Source organism: Kitasatospora sp. NPDC089913 (genome assembly GCF_044748625.1).
In the GTDB taxonomy this organism is placed as follows: domain Bacteria; phylum Actinomycetota; class Actinomycetes; order Streptomycetales; family Streptomycetaceae; genus Kitasatospora.
The window spans coordinates 41,876-58,948 of record NZ_JBIVGI010000010.1 but is presented as its reverse complement, the minus strand read 5'-3'; the positions used below and the strand labels follow the sequence as shown (position 1 = coordinate 58,948).

The window sequence follows — 17,073 nt, the reverse complement described above, 5'->3', positions numbered from 1 at the left end:
TGGGCGGCATCCCACGTACAACACTTGAACATTGAGGGGTTACGATCTCGGCTACCAAGCTCAGCGTTGAGTACCAGGAGTCAAGATCGTGAGCGTCACCCAGCAGTCCGTGGAGCCCTCGGGGCCCTCGGGGGCCTCGGGGGCGGAGCCCGCGCCGGCACCGTCCGGCCGGCTCGGCTTCGTCGTCTTCATCACCGCCGCCGCGGCCCTCGGCGGCTTCCTGTTCGGCTACGACAGCTCCGTGATCAACGGCGCGGTCTCCGGCATCCAGGAGAAGTTCGGCGTCGGCGACGGTGTGACCGGCCTGATCGTCTCCTCGGCGCTGCTGGGCTCGGCCGTCGGCGCCGCCCTGGCCGGCCGGTTCGCCGACCGCTACGGCCGGATCACCGTGATGAAGGCCGGGGCGCTGCTGTTCGCGGTCAGCGCGATCGGCTCGATGCTGCCGTTCTCCGCCTGGGACCTCGCCTTCTGGCGGGTCCTCGGCGGAGCGGCCATCGGCATCGCCTCGGTGATCGCCCCGACCTACATCGCCGAGGTCGCGCCGACCAAGTACCGGGGCCGGCTCGCCTCCTTCCAGCAGGCCGCGATCGTGCTCGGGATCGCGATCTCGCAGCTGGTCAACTGGCTGCTGGCGGACGCCGCCGGCGGCGACACCCGCGGCGAGCTGCTCGGCCTGGAGGCCTGGCAGTGGATGCTCGGCATCTGCGTCGTGCCGGCCGCCGTCTACTTCGCGCTGGCCTCGACCATCCCCGAGTCGCCGCGCTTCCTGATCGCCGCCGACCGCCTCGACGAGGCCCGCGCCGTGCTCGCCGACATCGAGGGCCGGGACTCCGACACCGAGGCCCGGATCACCGAGATCCGCGGCCTGATCGACTCCGACCACCGGCCGCGCTTCCGCGACCTGCTCGGCGGCCGCTTCGGCCTGCTGCCGATCGTCTGGGTCGGCATCGGCCTGTCGGTGTTCCAGCAGCTCGTCGGCATCAACGTGATCTTCTACTACTCGTCGATCCTCTGGCAGTCCGTCGGCATCGACCAGTCCAACTCGCTGCTGATCAGCTTCATCGGCTCGGTCATCAACATCCTCGGCACCGTGATCGCGATCCTGCTGGTCGACCGGATCGGCCGCAAGCCGCTCGCCCTGATCGGCTCGGCCGGCATGGCCGTCGCCCTGGGCGCCTGCGCCTGGGCGTTCTCCTCCGCCACCGGCAGCGGGGACGACGTCACCCTGCCCGACCTCCAGGGCACCGTGGCGCTGATCGCCGCCAACGCCTTCGTGCTGTTCTTCGCGCTGTCCTGGGGCGTGGTGGTCTGGGTGATGCTCGGCGAGATGTTCCCCAACCGGATCCGCGCCGCCGCACTCTCGGTGGCCGCCTCCGCGCAGTGGATCGCCAACTGGGCGATCACCGTCTCGTTCCCGGCGCTCTCGCGCTGGAGCCTGTCGGCGACCTACCTCGCGTACGCGGTGTTCGCGGCGCTGTCGATCGTCTTCGTGGCGAGGTTCATGAAGGAGACCAAGGGCGTCCGCCTGGAGGACATGGGCTGAGGCCCCTGTTCGAGGTGCCCCTCGGCCCCCGCACCCTAGCGCGAGAGCGCCGGGGTCGGGGGCCGAATCGTTCACTCTCTGCGGCGGGCCGGGCACCTCCGGTTTCCTGTCCGGCAGGAGGGATGTCCTTGATCTTCGACCGGCTACGCACCCGCAGCACCCGCGGCGACCGAACGGACCGCGCCGACCGGACCGACCGCGGCCCGCGCCGCGCCGGCGCCGCACCCGTCGGCGCCTGCCCGTACTCGCACGGCCACGTCCACGGCCACCTGGTGCCGGAGGAACCCCCGGGCCCGGCCGCCGCTCCCCCGGACACGGCCGCCGCTCCCCCGGAGACCGCCGACGACCACTTCACCGACCCCCGGCAGGCGGCCGACTTCGTCCGGCAGTTCCACCGCGAGCAACCCGCCGCCGGCGACGCCGCCGCCCGGGTCCGCGCCGTGCTCGACGAGATCGACCGCACCGGCACCTACGAGCACACCCCCGCCGAACTCGCCCACGGCGCCCGGCTCGCCTGGCGCAACGCCGCCCGCTGCATCGGCCGGCTGTACTGGCGCAGCCTGGTGGTGCGCGACCTGCGCCACCTCTCCTCCGCCGACGACATCGCCGCCGAGTGCTTCGAGCACCTGCGCACCGCCACCAACGAGGGCCGGATCCGCCCCGTGGTCTCGGTGTTCGCCCCCGACCGGCCGGGCCGTCCGGCCGCCCGGATCGTCAACCAGCAGCTGATCCGCTACGCCGGGCACCCCGCCCCGGACGGCGGCTGGACCGGCGACCCGGCCGGCGCGCAGCTCGCCGCCCGGGCCCGCGACCTCGGCTGGAAGTGCGGCGAGGAGCCGTTCGAGGTGCTGCCGCTGCTGGTCCAGGAGCGGCCCGGCGAGCGGCCCGAGTGGTACGAACTGCCGGAGGACACCACCCTGGAGGTCCGGCTCTCGCACCCGGAGCACCCGTGGTTCGCCGAGCTCGGCCTGCGCTGGTACGCGGTGCCGGCGATCAGTGACATGACGCTGGAGATCGGCGGTGTCCGCTACCCGACCGCGCCGTTCAACGGCTGGTACATGGGCACCGAGATCGGTGCCCGGAACCTGGCCGACGCCGACCGCTACGCGATGCTGGCCACCGTCGCCGAACGGCTCGGCCTGGACACCTCCCACGAGCGCACCCTCTGGCGGGACCGCGCGCTGGTGGAGCTGAACGTCGCGGTGCTGCACTCGTTCCAGGAGGCCGGGGTGACCATGGCCGACCACCACACCGAGTCGGAGCGGTTCCTCAAGCACATCGCGCAGGAGAAGCGGCTCGGCCGGCCGACGCCCGCGGACTGGAGCTGGATCGTGCCGCCGGTCTCCGGCGGGCTGACGCCCGTCTACCACCGGTACTACGACCCGGTGGACCCCGAGCTGCGACCGGCGTTCGTGGCGCGCGAGCCCTGGTGAGGGCCCGGTCCGAGGTCCTGCGTCAGCCGTTCGAAGCGCAGCGCCAGCCCGTCGAGCAGCGCCTCCAGCCCGGTCTCGAAGGCGCCCTCGTCCACGGCCGCCCGGTGCTCGGCCAGCCGGTGCGCCTCGCCGAGGTGGGGGTAGTCGGCCGCGTCGTACAGCCCGGCGTCCTCCGGGAAGCCGGCCGCGAAGGAGGCCAGCGCCGAGCCGGTGACGAAGTAGCGCATCAGCGCGCCGATCCTGGTCGCCTGCCCGCGCGGCCAGCCGGCCTCGACCAGGCAGCCGAACACGGCGTCGGCCAGCCGCAGCGCGTTCGGCCGGCGCCCGGGGCCCTGGGCCAGCACCGGGACGATGTTGGGGTGGGCGGCGAGCGCGGCCCGGTAGGAGCGGGCCCAGTCCCGCAGCGCCTCCGGCCAGGGCGCACCGGCGCCGAACATCGACAGGTCGACTTCCCCGATCACCCCGTCCACCACCGCGTCCAGCAGTTCGTCCTTGGTGGCGAAGTGGTTGTAGAGGGACGGCCCGCTCACCGAGAGCTCGCCGGCCAGGCGGCGGGTGGAGAGCGCGGCCAGGCCCTCCTCGTCGACCAGCCGCAGCGCGGCGGCGACGATGCGCTCGCGGTTGAGCAGGGGGGTGCGCGGGCGGGGCATCGGCGCGGCTCCTCCGGTGGACGGGTCGGGTGCGGTCGGGCGGTGCGGGCGGGCGGGCGGTGCGGGTGTGAGGGCGGTGCGGGCGGTGCGGGCGGGTGTGCGGTCCAGCCGTCCGGCCGGTGCGTCCGGTCGGGTGGGCTCGGTGCGGGACGGGCCCGATTCTGGCAGGTCCCCCTTCCCAGGAGGCCCGGCCCGGGGCTACAGTCCCGGTAAAACTTGCAGCGCTAGTTTAACCGGATGGGTCGCTCGCCATGGATCTTGAGCTCTCCGAGGAACAGGCCGCCGTCCGCGACCTCGCGGCCTCCTTCACGGACCGCGAGATCGCCCCGCACGCCGCCGCCTGGGACCGCGCCGAATCGGTGGACCGCGCGATCGTCGGCCGCCTCGGCAAGCTCGGCTTCCTCGGGCTGACCCTCCCCGAGGAGTACGGCGGCAGCGGCGGCGACCACCTCGCCTACTGCCTCGTCCTGGAGGAGCTGGGCCGCGGCGACTCCGCCGTGCGCGGCATCGTCTCCGTCTCGCTCGGCCTGGTCGCCAAGTCGGTCAACGCCTTCGGCACCGAGGAGCAGAAGCGGCACTGGCTGCCCCGGCTCACCTCCGGCGAGGCGCTCGGCTGCTTCGCCCTCACCGAACCCGGCACCGGCTCCGACGCCGCCAACCTCACCACCCGGGCCGTCCGCGACGGCGACGGCCACTGGCTGCTGAGCGGCGCCAAGACCTTCATCACCAACGGCACCTGGGCCGACGTCGCCCTCGTCTTCGCCCGCACCGGCGAACCCGGCCACCGCGGCATCACCGCCTTCCTCGTCCCCACCGGACTGCCCGGCTTCGAGCGCACCGAGATCCACGGCAAGCTCGGCCTGCGCGGCCAGGCCACCGCCGCACTCTCCTTCGACGGCGTCCGGGTGCCCGACAGCGCCCGGCTCGGCGAGGTCGGCAAGGGCTTCACCGTCGCGATGGCCGCCCTCGCCAAGGGCCGGATGTCCGTCGCCGCCGGCTGCGTCGGCATCGCCCGGGCCTGCCTGGACGCCGCCGTCCGGTACGCCGGCGAGCGCGAGCAGTTCGGCGCGCCGATCGCCTCGCACCAGCTGGTGCAGCAGCTGCTCGCCGGGATCGCCGTGGACGTCGAGGCCGCCCGGCTGCTCACCTGGAAGGTCGCCGACCACATCGACCGCGGCCTGCCGTTCGCCACCGAGTCCTCCGTCGCCAAGCTCTTCGCGAGCGAGGCGGCGGTGCGGGCCGCCAACAACGCGCTCCAGGTGTTCGGCGGCTACGGCTTCATCGACGAGTACCCCGTCGGCAAGTACCTGCGCGACGCGCGGGTGATGACCCTCTACGAGGGCACCAGCCAGATCCACCAGTTGCTCATCGGGCGCGCGCTCACCGGCGTCAACGCCTTCTGACCCGCCACCGGGGCACCCCTCCCGGCCGGCACCCCGCCACCCTCACCCCTCTCCCAGAAGGAGATCCGACGCCGTGCGTCCCGTCTACTTCGCCGCCGCCCGCCGCACACCCATCGGCCGGCTGCGCGGAGCGCTCGCCCACGTCCGCCCCGACGACCTCTCGGCCACCGTGCTGCGCGCCCTGCTCGCCGACCTGCCCGCCCTCGACCCGGCCCGGATCGACGACGTCTACTGGGGCGCCGCCAACCAGGCCGGCGAGGACAACCGCAACGCGGCCCGGATGGCCGTCCTGCTCGCCGGGCTGCCCGACAGCGTGCCCGGCGCCACCGTGAACCGGCTCTGCGCCTCCGGCCTGGAGGCCGTCACCATGGCCGCCCGGGCGATCGGCTCAGGCGAGGCGGACGTGGTGCTGGCCGGCGGCTGCGAGTCGATGACCCGTGCCCCCTTCGTCCTGCCCCGCCCCGACGAGGCGCTGCCGCACCGGATCGAGACCTTCGACACCCGGCTCGGCTGGCGGCTCACCAACCCGCGGATGGCCGAACTGCACGGCGTGCTCTCGATGGGCGAGACCGCCGAGGAGGTGGCCGGCCGGTACGGCATCACCCGGGAGCGGCAGGACGCCTTCGCGCTGCGCAGCCACCAGCTGGCCGCCGCCGCGCGCAAGGACGGCCGGTTCGACGCCGAGCTGGTCCCGGTCGAGCGGGCCGACGGGGTGACCGTCGACCAGGACGAGTCGATCCGCGAGGACACCAGCCTGGAGAAGCTCGCCCGGCTCAAGCCCGCCTTCCGCCCCGACGGCACGGTGACGGCGGGCAACGCCTCACCGATGAACGACGGCGCCGCCGGTCTGGTCCTGGTCAGCGAGGAGGCGCTCGGCGACCTCGGACTGGAGCCGCTCGGCCGGTACGTGGCCGGCGCCTCGGCGGGCGTGCACCCGGACGTGATGGGCATCGGCCCGGTCCCGGCCACCCGCAAGGTGCTCGCCCGGGCCGGCTGGTCGCTGGCGGACCTCGCGGAGGCCGAGCTGAACGAGGCGTTCGCGGCACAGGTGCTGGCCTCCGTCGACCAGCTGGGCATCGACCCCGAGCTGGTCAACCCGACCGGCGGCGCGATCGCGCTCGGCCACCCGCTCGGCGGCTCCGGCGCCCGGATCCTCACCACCCTGCTGCACCGGATGCGCCGTACCGGCGGCCGCCGCGGCCTGGCCACGATGTGCGTGGGCGTCGGCCAGGGCACCGCGGTGCTGGTCGAGTCCGCCTGACGGCTTCCGTCCTCTCCCTCTCCACTCCCGACTTTCCGAGGAGCAGCACCATGACGCGTTTCGCAGGCAAGGTCGCCGTCGTCACCGGCGGCGCGCAGGGCATCGGCGCCGCGACGGCGCGCCTGCTGGCCGAGGAGGGCGCGACGGTGGCCGTCGTCGACCTCTCGGCCGAACGGGCGACCGGCACCGCCGAGGCGATCACCGCCAAGGGCGGCACGGCGCGGGCGTACGGCTGCGACGTGGCCGACTACGACGCCGTGGAGGCGGTGTTCGCCCGGATCGCCGAGGACCTCGGCGGTCTGCACATCCTGGTCAACAACGCCGGCATCACCCGGGACAACCTGTTCTTCAAGATGCCCAAGGCCGACTGGGACGCCGTACTGACGGTCAACCTGACCAGCGCCTACAACTGCAGCCACGTGGCGCAGAAGTACATGGTCGCGCAGAAGTGGGGCAAGATCGTCTCGCTCAGCTCGCGCTCCGCGCTGGGCAACCGCGGCCAGGCCAACTACGCCGCCGCCAAGGCCGGGATCCAGGGCCTGACCGCGACGCTCGCGATCGAGCTGGGTCCGTTCAACATCAATGTGAACGCCGTCGCCCCCGGCTACATCGCCACCCCGATGACCGCCGCGACGGCCGAGCGGGTCGGTTCCACCGCCGAGGACCACCAGACCGAGGTGGCCGCGCGCACGCCGCTGCGGCGGGTCGGGCAGCCGGAGGAGGTCGCCTCGGTGGTCGCCTTCCTGGCGAGCGAGGAGGCGTCCTACGTCAGCGGCCAGACGCTGTACGTCAACGGCGGGGCGCGCTGACACGGAAGGTCGTCTGACGGATCATCAGAAGACCGTCCCTGGTGCTGGGTTACCTTCACCTGGGACGGTCTTGACCTTTTCCCGTGGCCGAAGACGACCATGCCGACAGTATGAAATGACTATGGCATGATCATGCGGCAGTCGATGGGATGGCCCAACCGACCCGACCGACCCCGGTCGGGCCCACGTCCCAAGGAGTCCCATGGGCAGCCCCCGCACCCTCCGCCGCGCCCTGGCTCTGCTCGCCGTCGGGGCCACCGCCCTCACGGCCGGCACCGTCTCCACCGGCTCCGTCGTCGCCGGCGCCACCACGGCGGGCGCACCGACCGCCGCCGGCGTCCACGTCCGGCCCGCCTCGGCCGGCCACGTCAACGCCCTCGGCCGCACCGCGCCGCTGTCCACCTCGGACTGTGTCAGCCAGCTCGGCATCCACTGCTACTCCCCGCTCCAGTACCGCGAGGCCTACAACCTGAACTCCCTCTACAAGGAGGGCGTCACCGGCAAGGGCCGCACCATCGTCATCGTCGACTCCTTCGGTTCGCCGACCATCCAGCACGACCTGGAGGTCTTCGACAAGCAGTGGGGCATCCCGGACACCCAGGTCGAGATCATGAAGTGGGGCAACGTCCCGCCCTTCGACCCGACCAACCCCGACCACACCGGCTGGGCCGGCGAGTCCACCCTCGACGTCGAGTACGCGCACGCCGTCGCCCCGGACGCCCACATCATCCTGGTCGAGACCGGCGTCGCCGAGACCGAGGGCACCGTCGGCCTGCCCGAGATGATGGACGCCGAGCAGGCGCTCATCCGCTCCGGCCGCGCCGACGTCATCTCGCAGAGCTTCGGCGCCACCGAGAACACCTTCCCCGGCTACGACAAGGGCGACTTCAAGTCGCTCACCGACCTGCGCTACGCCTTCAAGGAGGCCGCCGCGCACGACGTCACGGTGCTCGCCTCCTCGGGCGACAACGGCGCCACCGACGCCAAGGAGAACGGCTCGGACCTGTACCCGTACAAGGTCAACTCCTGGCCGTCCTCGGACCCGCTGGTCACCTCCATCGGCGGCACCCAGATGACCCTGGACGACGCGGGCAAGCGCACCGCGCCGGACAAGGTCTGGCACGACGCGTACGGCGCGGGCGGCGGCGGCGTCTCCGGCATCTTCGACCGGCCGCTGTACCAGACCGGCGTCGCCAGGGTCACCGGCAACCACCGCGGCACCCCGGACATCAGCATGAGCGCGGCCGTCGACGGCGGCGCCTGGACCTACGAGTCCTACGACCCCACCCGGGCCGGCTGGCACCTCACCGGCGGCACCAGTGAGGCCGCGCCGATCTTCTCCGGCGTCGTCGCCCTCGCCGACCAGCTCGCCGGGCACCGCCTCGGCCAGCTGAACTGGCGCATGTACGGCCTCAACCTGCTCCCGAACCAGTGGAGCGGCATCAGCGACGTGACCACCGGCGACAACTCCTGGGACACCGTGACCGGCTACCAGGCCGCCAAGGGCTACGACCTCGCCAGCGGCCTCGGCACCATCGACGCCGGCCGCTTCGTCCACGCCCTCGCGGGGCGGTAGGACGGCGGAGGTGCGGCCGTCCGCCGGAAGGCGGGCGGCCGCACCGTCATGTCAGGCCGACCGCGCGAACTCGACGAAGGAACGCCAGGCGGTCGGGGAGAAGGCGAGCCGGGGCCCGGACTTGTCCTTGGAGTCACGCACCAGGACCTCGTCCGTCATGTCGGCGACCTCGATGCAGTCGCCGCCCTCGTTGCCGCTGTAGCTGCTCTTGAACCACACCAGATCGCCGCTCATCGCTCTCCCAGCATCTTCTCGATCAAGGACAGGGAATCGTGCGGAGAGTGCGCCTGTGCCCTGAGAGTGCCGTATCGCGCATTCAGGAGACGGACCTGCTCCGCATCCGTGACGAGCCTAGCGCTCGACTGCGCCTCGATATAGCCGGTCTGCGGACGCCCCTTGGGAGTGATCAGCTTGAACGAACCTTCAACGCTCGCGTTCTCGGCGCGATCCATCGGCATGATCTGAAGCGTCATCCCCCGGGTGTTGCCGATCTCCAGAAACCTTTCGAGCTGCCCTCGGTGAATCTCCGGCCCGCCAAGCCTCCGGTGCAGCACTCCCTCGTCGACCACCCAGCTGAAGACCGCGCGAGGCCACCGGGCCAGGATCTCCTGTCGCGCCATCCGGGCCGCCACCCGGATCTCGACCGTCTCCTCCGCCAGCACCGGCTGTCGCATCCGGAAGAGCGCCCGGGCGTAGTCCTCCGTCTGGAGCAGCCCCGGCGCCAGGTAGGAACTCCAGTCGTGGAGTTCAACAGCCTCTGCCTCAAGTCCGGCATAGTTCCGGAACCACTCCGGATGCCGCACTCGCGCCTTCGCCTTCGCCTTCTCGATGTCGTCCGCGGCCGCGATCAGCAGCCCTCTCGCGTCCAACACCCGCTCCGACGACTCCAGCAGCTCCCGCTGCGGCGTCCGCTTTCCCTGCTCCACCGCGCCGATCAGGCTCTCGGTGTAGCCGACCTCCTTCGCGAACTGCTTCTGCGTCAGCCCCGCCTGCTCCCGCAGGAGCTTGATCTGCTGGCCGATCGCGTGCAGGAAGTCCGAGACCTCCGACAGGTCCTCGTCCAACTGCGGCCTCGCATCGCCGCTCTCGCCGCCGCCCCGAACCTCGGTCATCCCGGCCTCCCCCGCTCGTCGCACGCTCCGCACATGAGCGGACACCCACCGTGCCCGCCGGACGCACCGTCAGCGTAGGCCGAGCGAGGGACGATTCACCCCGATCCCCGAAATCCCTTTCGACACCCCCGGGGCCGAACGCTCTCGCCGCCCCACCCCGCCAGATCGAGCAGACTCCCCCAACTCCCTTGCGGCACAAGCTGTTCGAACGAACCCGATCACCGCCACCACACCACCTGCCCCAGGCGCACAGCGGGCCACAACCCCCACCCCGCACTCCTCCCCCACCCCCGCACGCCGGGCGCGCACCACCGCACTCCGCGTCCACAGCCAGCGGCGACGACCCGCCCTTCCGGCCGCCCGAGCGTCAACGCCGTGCCACAGTGGCCGGGTCAGGTCACGAAATCACCGCCCGCCGTTCCGAGAATCAGTCACGAGGGGGCGATCGGCATCTCGAATCCGATCGCCGCGACAGCGAAGAAGGAAATACCGATACAGGGCGCCACGACATGCGGCCGAGCGAGGACGAACGTGTTCCGACCATCCGGCCCACCGCGGTGGTCACGGTGGCGTCACCACGCCACCGCGCCGGGCGCGGGAAGTCGACCGGTCCGACTTCCCGCGCCGCGCAGCGATCGGCGGCTGCCGGCCGGGGCTGCTGCGGCAAGCCCTCGGAGGTTCGCACCCTCCTCGACACGGCGATGAATCCGCACAGGGGCTGTATCCGCCGATCGGCGGGTACAGCCCCTGTGAACCCGACACCGAGGTCGAACAGGTGAGCACTGGTCGCGCGAGGAGGACTACCGGACCCGGTGCCGCCGTCGGGAAACCGTCTCGGGTCGATCACGACCCACGGCGCGACCCTAGTGCAGGGTCGGAAGCAGGTTGTAGCAGAAGTCGTAACCGCCGACCCTCGAACTGATGACGTTCCACATCCGCGTGCCCGTCTCGGGGCCCACAACACCGTCGGCGTTGATCAGGTGGTGGAACTGGAACTCCTCGACACCGACCTTGGTGTTGGGACCGAAGATGCCGTCGATCGTCACCATCTGGCCGGCCGTTCCCGTCTCGTACAGCTTGACCGCGAGCTGGACGCACTTCACGGCATCGCCCTGCGATCCGTATCGCACGTAGGACGCACCGGGCCTGGCCTCGGCGGTTCCGCCGAGCATCCCGACAGCGGCCGCCGTCAGGGCTATCGTTGCGATCGTCCGCGCGCCCTTGATCGTCATTCTGTTTCTCCTTGAATGGGTCGAGAGTTCAGGGACAGGAGAGAGTTCGGGACCCGACGGCCCGAGGCTCCGGCCTCCGCCCAATGATCTTGGTTCGATGCCGTAAGGATCACTGATGGCTTGAGGGCAATACAACTCTGCCGCCGTGCCCAACGGGCCACCGGACCGTCTCACCCCGCCTGACCTGGGCTTTGAGACAGTGCGACCGGCAGAAGTTGAGACGCCCCCGCAGCTCTTCCGCCCAGCACAGCCCCCGGGCGAACGGGAATCCGCATGCGGTGTCCGTCCGACCGTGCTGGGATCAATCGCTATGAACGATCATTTTCCCGATGAAGCAGACTTGATGGACAGGATGGAACAGAACCTGGCGGAGCACGCCTGTCACCTTCATCGGAGCATGGGCGGGGCGACCGTCACGGAGACCGGGGACCTCTTCGTCGCGGACAGCGGCCTGGACGACGACACCTTCAACATCGTTGCCTCGGCCCGATTCACCGCCACCGATGCCGCCGCACGGATCGCCGGGACCGTCCGGGCCCTGGCGCCCACCGGTCGTCCCTTCTCCTGGTGGGTGGGGCCCGCCTCGACGCCGACGGACCTCAGCGCTCGACTGACGGCCGCCGGGCTGCCGGCCTCCGAGGAGGAGGCCGGCATGTGGGCCGACCTCGGCAGCACGGTGCCGCCGCCCACCGCCCGGGGCCTGGACATCCGGAAGGTGACCACACCCGAACAGCTCGACGACTACGCCACGGTCCTCGCCGCGAACTGGGACCCGCCCGCGTCCACCGTCCGCCGCTTCTTCGCCCGGGCCGCTCCCCGGGCGCTGGCCGAGCAGTGCCCGGCGCAGTACCTGGTCGGCTACGTGGACGACCGTCCGGTCTGCTCCGCCGAGGTGTTCCAGCACGCGGGAGTCGCCGGCATCTACAACATCTCGACCCTGGCCACCCACCGCCGCCGCGGCTACGGCGGCGCCATCACCCTCGCGGCACTCGACGCGGCCCGCGCCCGCGAACTCCGCATCGCGGTCCTGCAAGCATCGGCCGACGGCGAGCCCGTCTACCGCCGCCTGGGATTCCGCTCCTGCGGCCGGTTCACCGAACACGCCGTCAGCCCCTGAGTCACGGCGCTCGTCCGCGAGCCCTCCCGTCGGCCCCGCGCCGGAGTGGGAAGTCGGACCGGCCGACTTCCCGCTCCGGCGACCGGGCAGTCGGTCAGTCCGTCGTCGTGGCGGCGAGCACCGCCAGGTGGCGGCCGTCCGGGGAGACGGTCAGGACGCCCAGGTCCCAGACCACGCGGTGGAACCACGGGGTGGCCGCGCCGAAGCGGTACCAGGTGCAGGCCCGGACGCTGGCCTCCACCTCGCTCGGCGGGGCGTCCGCCGGGGCTCCGGCGAGGGCGGCGAGGGAGCGCCAGGCGTGGAGCCGGCCGTAGGCGCCGTAGCAGGCCGAGTCGTAGGCACCGCCCGTGGAGGACGCGGCGAACAGCAGTTGCCAGACTTCGGCCGGCTCGACCGCGACCACTCCGAACGCGGTCCTCGCACCGGGCTTCGGGAGCTCGCCCAGCTCGCTCAGGCAGTCCAGGCCGAGCCTGACGAGAGCGGCGGGCACAGCCTCGGCGTCCAGCGGCTCCGCGAGAGCGAACGTCCGGGCCTCGACGCGGCCCTCCGGTTCCTCCGGGTGGTCGGCCCAGTTCGCCACCGCCGACGCCATCGCTCGGGCCGTGGCGTCGGTCGTCGTCTCCACCGCCGCCACCGGCGCGGCATCGAGCCGGGGTGCCGGGTGGCGCTCCTCCGGGTCCGGGTAGGGCAACCCGCAGCTGCTGCCGTCGACCGACCAGGCCGGCAGCTCGGGCTCCCGCTCAGGCTCCGCCGCTACCAGCGGCAACGCGCCCAACGGGTGGTCGCGCCAGTGCGGGGAGGTCGCCCACGAGGCGATCCCCGGGGTCTCCGCCACCGGGACTCCCCGGAGCACCAGCTCCTGGAGCAGGCAGGCGCGCAACTCCTCCGAAGCGGCGGCCCCCTCCTCGTACACCACGGCGAGGTCGGCCGGCCGTTGGGAGGAGGCCAGCAGCGAGGCCACGTAGCGGTCGAACTCCGGATCGTCCGGCCTGCCCTCCACGAGCAGCCGCAGCAGCTCGTCGACGTGCCCGGGACCGCGTGTCACCGCCAGCAGGCGTACCAGCCGGTCGAAGAGCTCGTCGAACACCGCCGGTACGGCGGAGCCGGCCGACGTCGGGCGGTACCGCTGCGCCAGTCCGATGCCGAGGTCCGCCACGAAGGCCGCCCCGCCGCGCTCGAGACGACGGCGGGCCAGCCGCTCCAGCGTCCGGGCGTTCCGGTCGGTCATCGGCGTCGTCAGGAGCTTCGGCAGGTTGTCGTCCACGGCGGACGAGCCTATAGAGGGCTTCTGTGCGTCAGGGTGCGGAGGTTCGGGCACTGGAGATCGCCCGGGCCTCCCAGGGGGCGAGGTCGTCGTCGAAGAGGCGGGACTCCGCCCAGGTGCCCTCGCCGGGCAGCGGGACGCGGAGCCGCACCCAGCGGCGCGAGGACGAGAACTCCACGTCGATCTCGCCGGCCAGGACAGTCCGGAGGAACTCCAGCACCAGGCACGCCGGAACCCAGTCGAAGACGTACCCGTCGCAGATGACCCGGCAGGAGTCGAGGCCGTCGGCCACCATGACGACGAAGGACTGGCCGGTGGCCGCCTCCAGGTAGAGGTCGACGCAACCCGGGGCGACCGGGGCCGCCTCCACCGACTCGAAGAGGCCCGACGCCTCGACGGCCGCGACGAACTCCGGGACGTCCGCCTTCGGCCAGCGTTCACCGGAGCGACGCGAGTAGTCGAGGGAGCGACGGTTCTCCCGCCACGTCGACCAGAAGCCCACCCCGGTCAGGCGGGGTCGGAGGCAGGGGCGGCGGCGGGCGCGGCGAGGGTGGCGAGGTGGCGTTCGGCGGCACGGAGTTTGCGGCCGCCGGGGCCCGGGAGGTGGGCACGCAGTTCGATGATGTCCGGGGCGATGCGGAGGGCCTCGGTGCGGTCCGGGATCGCCCGCCAGCAGGCTTCGGCGTTGGTCGCCGCGTGCTGGGTCTCCGGGTGCTCGGGGCCCTCGCTGCGGAGCAGGGTCAGGGCGACCTCGCGGTAGATGCCGGCCGCCTCGGCCGTGCGACCGGCGAGCCGGGACACGTGGGCGCGGACCTGACGGACCTGGAGGACCGTTGCGGAGACCGGGCCGTGCTCGGCGATCGCCTCCAGTTCGAGGGCGAAGGCCAGGTCGGTGGCGGCGGCGTGGTCACCGGCGTCGGCGCTGCGGACGATACGGCCGATCACCTCGCGGTAGTCGGCGCGGGGCTCGGAGAGGTCCGGGGCGGGGGCGGCGTCCGTCGGGGCGGGGGCGGGCTCGCTCACTGCGGCCTCGGCGGGTTCGGCGGCCTCGGCGGCCTCAGCGGCCTCGGCGGGGGAATCGGCGTTCGTCGGCTCCGCGTCCACCGGCTCGGCGTCGGTGGGCTCCGGCTCCTCGACGGCCACCGGCTCGGGCACGGCTTCGGGCTCGGGCACGATCACAGCCTCGGGCTCGGGCTCGGGCACGGGCACGATCACGGCCTCGGGCTCCGGGACCGGCGGCTGCCAGGCGCCCTGCTTGCGCAGGTCGACCGGGTTGGACGCGGGCGGCGGGGTGGGCGGTACACCGGGCTTGAGCAGGTTCACGGGGCCGTCGGCGGACGGCGCCGGAGCCGGGGTGGCCCAGGCGGCCGCGGCCGGCTTGTCCAGGGTGACGGCCGGACGGGGCGCCGGCACCGCGTCCTGCGGGACGGCGGCGTCCCGGGGCGACTCGCCCCAGGGCCGGTCCTCCCAGGTGACCTCGTCCGGCGCGGCCGGGCGGGGCAGGACGGCGGCCGGGCTCGGCCCCTCGTACGGGGGGAAGTCGGCCGGCGCGCCCTCGCCGCGCCGCGCGGTGTTGCGGAAGACCGGGCGGTCCGGGGCGTGCGTGCTGACCACGATCACGTCCGGGCGGAGCACCGAGTAGACCTGCTGACGCAGCTGTTCCGGTGCGAGGACGGCCTCGCCGCCCGGGCGGCCGCCGTGCAGGGCCTCGATCAGGGCGCGGGTGAAGGTGCCGATCTGGTCCGGGTCGGGGCTGACCACCGCCCACAGCGGCAGCCCCTCGCTGAACGGCGCCGGGTCGCCCTGGAGAAGCGACCAGGCGTTCTGATCGGCGCTCAGGTCGGCCACGACCAGGGTCTGCCACTCGGCCGGCCGGTGCCGCAGCTCGCCGGCGATCGACTGCCAGGCGAGGCCGTCCTGACGGATGCTGCCGGGCTTGGAGTCGCGCAGGGTGAGGTGGAGCTGTCCGCCGCGCTTGTCGGCGAGCAGGTGGCCGCCGAGGTGGACGAGCAGCGGTCCGGGGTGGCGGGCGGCGGCCCGCAGGTGGGCGAGCACGGTGTGCGGGTCGCTGGCGCCGGGCAGGTGCACGGCGTCGACCGTGTCGGCGGCCAGCAGCACCTGCGGGGAGACGGCGGCGAGCATCGCGGACAGCACCGGCGCCTGGGCGGGTCCGCCGCGGCCCCAGGTGCGGCGGCCGGAGGTGCCGTAACCGCCCTCGACGACCAGGATCCGGCCGCGCGGGCCGCTGCCCAGGGCGCCGCCGATGCCGGGAAGGCCGTGCGCGGGGGTGGCGCCGGGGACGGCGAACGGCAGCGGCGTCGCGCCGGCCGGGGCCGGGACGACGGGCGCGCCGCCCATGGCGGGCATGCCGGTGACGGTCCATCCGGTGGACGGCGCGGGCGGTCCGGCCACCGGGCCCGGGGCGGGCTGCGGAGCGGGAGCGGGCTGCGGGGCCGGGGGCTCGTAGAGCGCGGCCGGGCCGGGCGGGTGCTCCTCGTACGCGTTGCGCGCGGACCTCGGCGGTACGGCGTCCTGGGGGCCGGGTCCGGCGTCCGTCAGGGGGTCGGAACCTCCGGGGACCGCCGTAGTCTCCGCCATTTCCAGGTCACCGCCCCGCCCCGCCGCTGAGCGGCGTTCTGCTGCCTCGTACCCCGCTGTGGCGCCTGTCACCACACCATGGGCGCCACCCTACGAGATCGGGTGACGCCGGAGCCAGGCCGGGTGGGTGAACGGGACCCAGCGACGGGACCCCGCAGGCCGGGGCAGGCCCCGGAGCGGGAAGTCGACCGGGCCGACTTCCCGCTCCACGCCCGGTCCATGCTGCGGCAACGTCAGCAGAACTCGCCCATCCGGTCGGCCACCACGAAGTCCGCCCCGCAGTCCGTGCAGCGCGCGCCCCCGAAGAGGTAGGTCAACGCGGTGGCGACGGCGCGCTGACCGTCGCCGAGGGCGAGGCTGTGGAGGCGCCGGCCGATGCCGTGCAGGTCGCCGGGGTCCGCGGGCCGCAGAGGGGCCTTCTCGACGTCGTCGTGCAGGGCGTAGTCGCCGCTCGTGGAGAAGTAGCCGTATTCACCCATGGCGATGAACAGGTCCGCCTCGCACCGAGGACAGGAGGTCTGGTACTCCTCGTGCACGAGTCCGCAGGCCAGCTCCTCGCCCCAGACCGGTACACCTTCGAAGGCCAGCACGGCTTCGAGCAGGTAGATGTAGTCGGTGCGGTCGGGAGCCGTCCGCAGGTGCTCGTTCGCCATCCGCAGCAGGGCGGAGATGTCCTGGGCGTTCTTCGCACGGACGTCGCCGACCTCGTTCAGCTGGTCCGCCCCCGCCACGATCCCGGCTGCCAGGTGCAGGGCGTTCAGCTGCTCCTTCGTGTCGGCACCGGTGGCGGCGATCGCCGTCAGCCGGGGGAGCGCCGCGAAGCTGGCCGAGTAGACACTGCCCTGATGGCAGAGGGCCGACCAGAGGTCGTTCCAGCACGCGTCGCTCGGATCCGCTTCGATCCGGTCCAGCAGAGCGGGTATGTCTTCCGCGGAGCCATAGGCATGGCTGAGTTGCGACCAGTCCGTCATGGGGGGAATCCCATCAGACCGGTATGACAGCCGGCCGTTCCCTGCGGTCCGACCACCCGCCGGACGCGCCGCGCCCCGCTCGGCGGGAGGGCCGGGCGGGGCGC

General features: G+C 72.9%; 15 protein-coding genes. 7 read left to right on the top strand and 8 right to left on the bottom strand.

Going from position 1 to position 17,073, the window contains the following annotated elements; translation table 11 throughout:
* The first annotated feature begins 88 nt into the window (after positions 1 to 88).
* Complete coding sequence (locus tag ACIPYS_RS17420) at positions 89 to 1,543, top strand: sugar porter family MFS transporter (RefSeq protein WP_400747018.1); 1,455 nt, start codon at positions 89 to 91, stop codon at positions 1,541 to 1,543.
* Positions 1,544 to 1,665: 122 nt separating this feature from the next.
* Positions 1,666 to 2,976, top strand: a complete 1,311-nt coding sequence (locus ACIPYS_RS17415) for a nitric oxide synthase oxygenase (protein WP_400747016.1) — start codon at positions 1,666 to 1,668, stop codon at positions 2,974 to 2,976.
* On the opposite strand, the gene ACIPYS_RS17410 is transcribed toward ACIPYS_RS17415, so the two are convergent.
* A complete protein-coding gene (locus ACIPYS_RS17410) occupies positions 2,919 to 3,626 on the bottom strand; it encodes a TetR/AcrR family transcriptional regulator (protein ID WP_093859514.1) in 708 nt (235 codons plus the stop codon). The genes ACIPYS_RS17415 and ACIPYS_RS17410 overlap by 58 nt on opposite strands.
* 251 nt (positions 3,627 to 3,877) lie before the next feature.
* On the opposite strand from ACIPYS_RS17410, the gene ACIPYS_RS17405 reads away from it, so the two are divergent.
* From ACIPYS_RS17405 to ACIPYS_RS17390, 4 genes are all read left to right on the top strand, one after another.
* Positions 3,878 to 5,029, top strand: a complete 1,152-nt coding sequence (locus tag ACIPYS_RS17405; protein WP_400747013.1) for an acyl-CoA dehydrogenase family protein — start codon at positions 3,878 to 3,880, stop codon at positions 5,027 to 5,029.
* 73 nt (positions 5,030 to 5,102) lie between these two features.
* Positions 5,103 to 6,290: a thiolase family protein gene (locus tag ACIPYS_RS17400; RefSeq protein WP_093859516.1), complete on the top strand. Its 1,188-nt coding sequence runs from the start codon at positions 5,103 to 5,105 to the stop codon at positions 6,288 to 6,290.
* A gap of 50 nt (positions 6,291 to 6,340) precedes the next feature.
* Entirely contained in the window at positions 6,341 to 7,099 is a 759-nt protein-coding gene (locus ACIPYS_RS17395; protein WP_400747011.1) for a beta-ketoacyl-ACP reductase, read from the top strand.
* Positions 7,100 to 7,301: 202 nt separating this feature from the next.
* On the top strand, positions 7,302 to 8,675 hold the full coding sequence (locus ACIPYS_RS17390; protein ID WP_093859518.1) for a S8 family serine peptidase: 1,374 nt from the start codon (positions 7,302 to 7,304) through the stop codon (positions 8,673 to 8,675).
* A gap of 51 nt (positions 8,676 to 8,726) precedes the next feature.
* Here the strand turns inward: ACIPYS_RS17390 and ACIPYS_RS17385 are convergent, their stop codons facing one another.
* From ACIPYS_RS17385 to ACIPYS_RS17375, 3 genes are all read right to left on the bottom strand, one after another.
* Positions 8,727 to 8,909 (bottom strand): DUF397 domain-containing protein, encoded by a 183-nt coding sequence (locus ACIPYS_RS17385; RefSeq protein WP_400747008.1) that lies wholly within the window; start codon positions 8,907 to 8,909, stop codon positions 8,727 to 8,729.
* Positions 8,906 to 9,787, bottom strand: coding sequence for a Scr1 family TA system antitoxin-like transcriptional regulator (locus ACIPYS_RS17380; RefSeq protein ID WP_400747006.1), 882 nt, complete (start codon positions 9,785 to 9,787; stop codon positions 8,906 to 8,908). Before ACIPYS_RS17380 ends, ACIPYS_RS17385 begins: the two co-directional genes overlap by 4 nt.
* A gap of 863 nt (positions 9,788 to 10,650) precedes the next feature.
* Positions 10,651 to 11,019 (bottom strand): peptidoglycan-binding protein, encoded by a 369-nt coding sequence (locus tag ACIPYS_RS17375; protein ID WP_400747004.1) that lies wholly within the window; start codon positions 11,017 to 11,019, stop codon positions 10,651 to 10,653.
* A gap of 352 nt (positions 11,020 to 11,371) precedes the next feature.
* Here ACIPYS_RS17375 and ACIPYS_RS17370 point away from each other — a divergent pair, with 352 nt between their 5' ends.
* Complete coding sequence (locus ACIPYS_RS17370) at positions 11,372 to 12,136, top strand: GNAT family N-acetyltransferase (RefSeq protein ID WP_400747248.1); 765 nt, start codon at positions 11,372 to 11,374, stop codon at positions 12,134 to 12,136.
* Between the two features lie 94 nt (positions 12,137 to 12,230).
* Here ACIPYS_RS17370 and ACIPYS_RS17365 read toward each other — a convergent pair whose 3' ends face one another.
* From ACIPYS_RS17365 to ACIPYS_RS17350, 4 genes are all read right to left on the bottom strand, one after another.
* The gene (locus tag ACIPYS_RS17365) at positions 12,231 to 13,400 is read right to left on the bottom strand and encodes a DUF6183 family protein (RefSeq protein WP_400747002.1); all 1,170 of its coding nucleotides are present in this window, start codon (positions 13,398 to 13,400) and stop codon (positions 12,231 to 12,233) included.
* Between the two features lie 31 nt (positions 13,401 to 13,431).
* Entirely contained in the window at positions 13,432 to 13,902 is a 471-nt protein-coding gene (locus ACIPYS_RS17360; protein ID WP_400747000.1) for a hypothetical protein, read from the bottom strand.
* 5 nt (positions 13,903 to 13,907) lie between these two features.
* A complete protein-coding gene (locus ACIPYS_RS17355; RefSeq protein ID WP_400746998.1) occupies positions 13,908 to 15,998 on the bottom strand; it encodes a hypothetical protein in 2,091 nt (696 codons plus the stop codon).
* Positions 15,999 to 16,231: 233 nt separating this feature from the next.
* Positions 16,232 to 16,969, bottom strand: a complete 738-nt coding sequence (locus ACIPYS_RS17350; protein WP_400746996.1) for a hypothetical protein — start codon at positions 16,967 to 16,969, stop codon at positions 16,232 to 16,234.
* Positions 16,970 to 17,073 lie beyond the last annotated feature (104 nt).

Bases quoted from the DNA above. Each gene is read 5' to 3' on its own strand.
- ACIPYS_RS17415 (WP_400747016.1), top strand. From the start codon at position 1,666: ATGTCCTTGATCTTCGACCGGCTACGCACCCGCAGCACCCGCGGCGAC.
- ACIPYS_RS17410 (WP_093859514.1), bottom strand. From the start codon at position 3,626: ATGCCCCGCCCGCGCACCCCCCTGCTCAACCGCGAGCGCATCGTCGCC.
- ACIPYS_RS17405 (WP_400747013.1), top strand. From the start codon at position 3,878: ATGGATCTTGAGCTCTCCGAGGAACAGGCCGCCGTCCGCGACCTCGCG.
- ACIPYS_RS17395 (WP_400747011.1), top strand. From the start codon at position 6,341: ATGACGCGTTTCGCAGGCAAGGTCGCCGTCGTCACCGGCGGCGCGCAG.
- ACIPYS_RS17390 (WP_093859518.1), top strand. From the start codon at position 7,302: ATGGGCAGCCCCCGCACCCTCCGCCGCGCCCTGGCTCTGCTCGCCGTC.
- ACIPYS_RS17385 (WP_400747008.1), bottom strand. From the start codon at position 8,909: ATGAGCGGCGATCTGGTGTGGTTCAAGAGCAGCTACAGCGGCAACGAG.
- ACIPYS_RS17380 (WP_400747006.1), bottom strand. From the start codon at position 9,787: ATGACCGAGGTTCGGGGCGGCGGCGAGAGCGGCGATGCGAGGCCGCAG.
- ACIPYS_RS17375 (WP_400747004.1), bottom strand. From the start codon at position 11,019: ATGACGATCAAGGGCGCGCGGACGATCGCAACGATAGCCCTGACGGCG.
- ACIPYS_RS17370 (WP_400747248.1), top strand. From the start codon at position 11,372: ATGGAACAGAACCTGGCGGAGCACGCCTGTCACCTTCATCGGAGCATG.
- ACIPYS_RS17355 (WP_400746998.1), bottom strand. From the start codon at position 15,998: ATGGCGGAGACTACGGCGGTCCCCGGAGGTTCCGACCCCCTGACGGAC.
- ACIPYS_RS17350 (WP_400746996.1), bottom strand. From the start codon at position 16,969: ATGACGGACTGGTCGCAACTCAGCCATGCCTATGGCTCCGCGGAAGAC.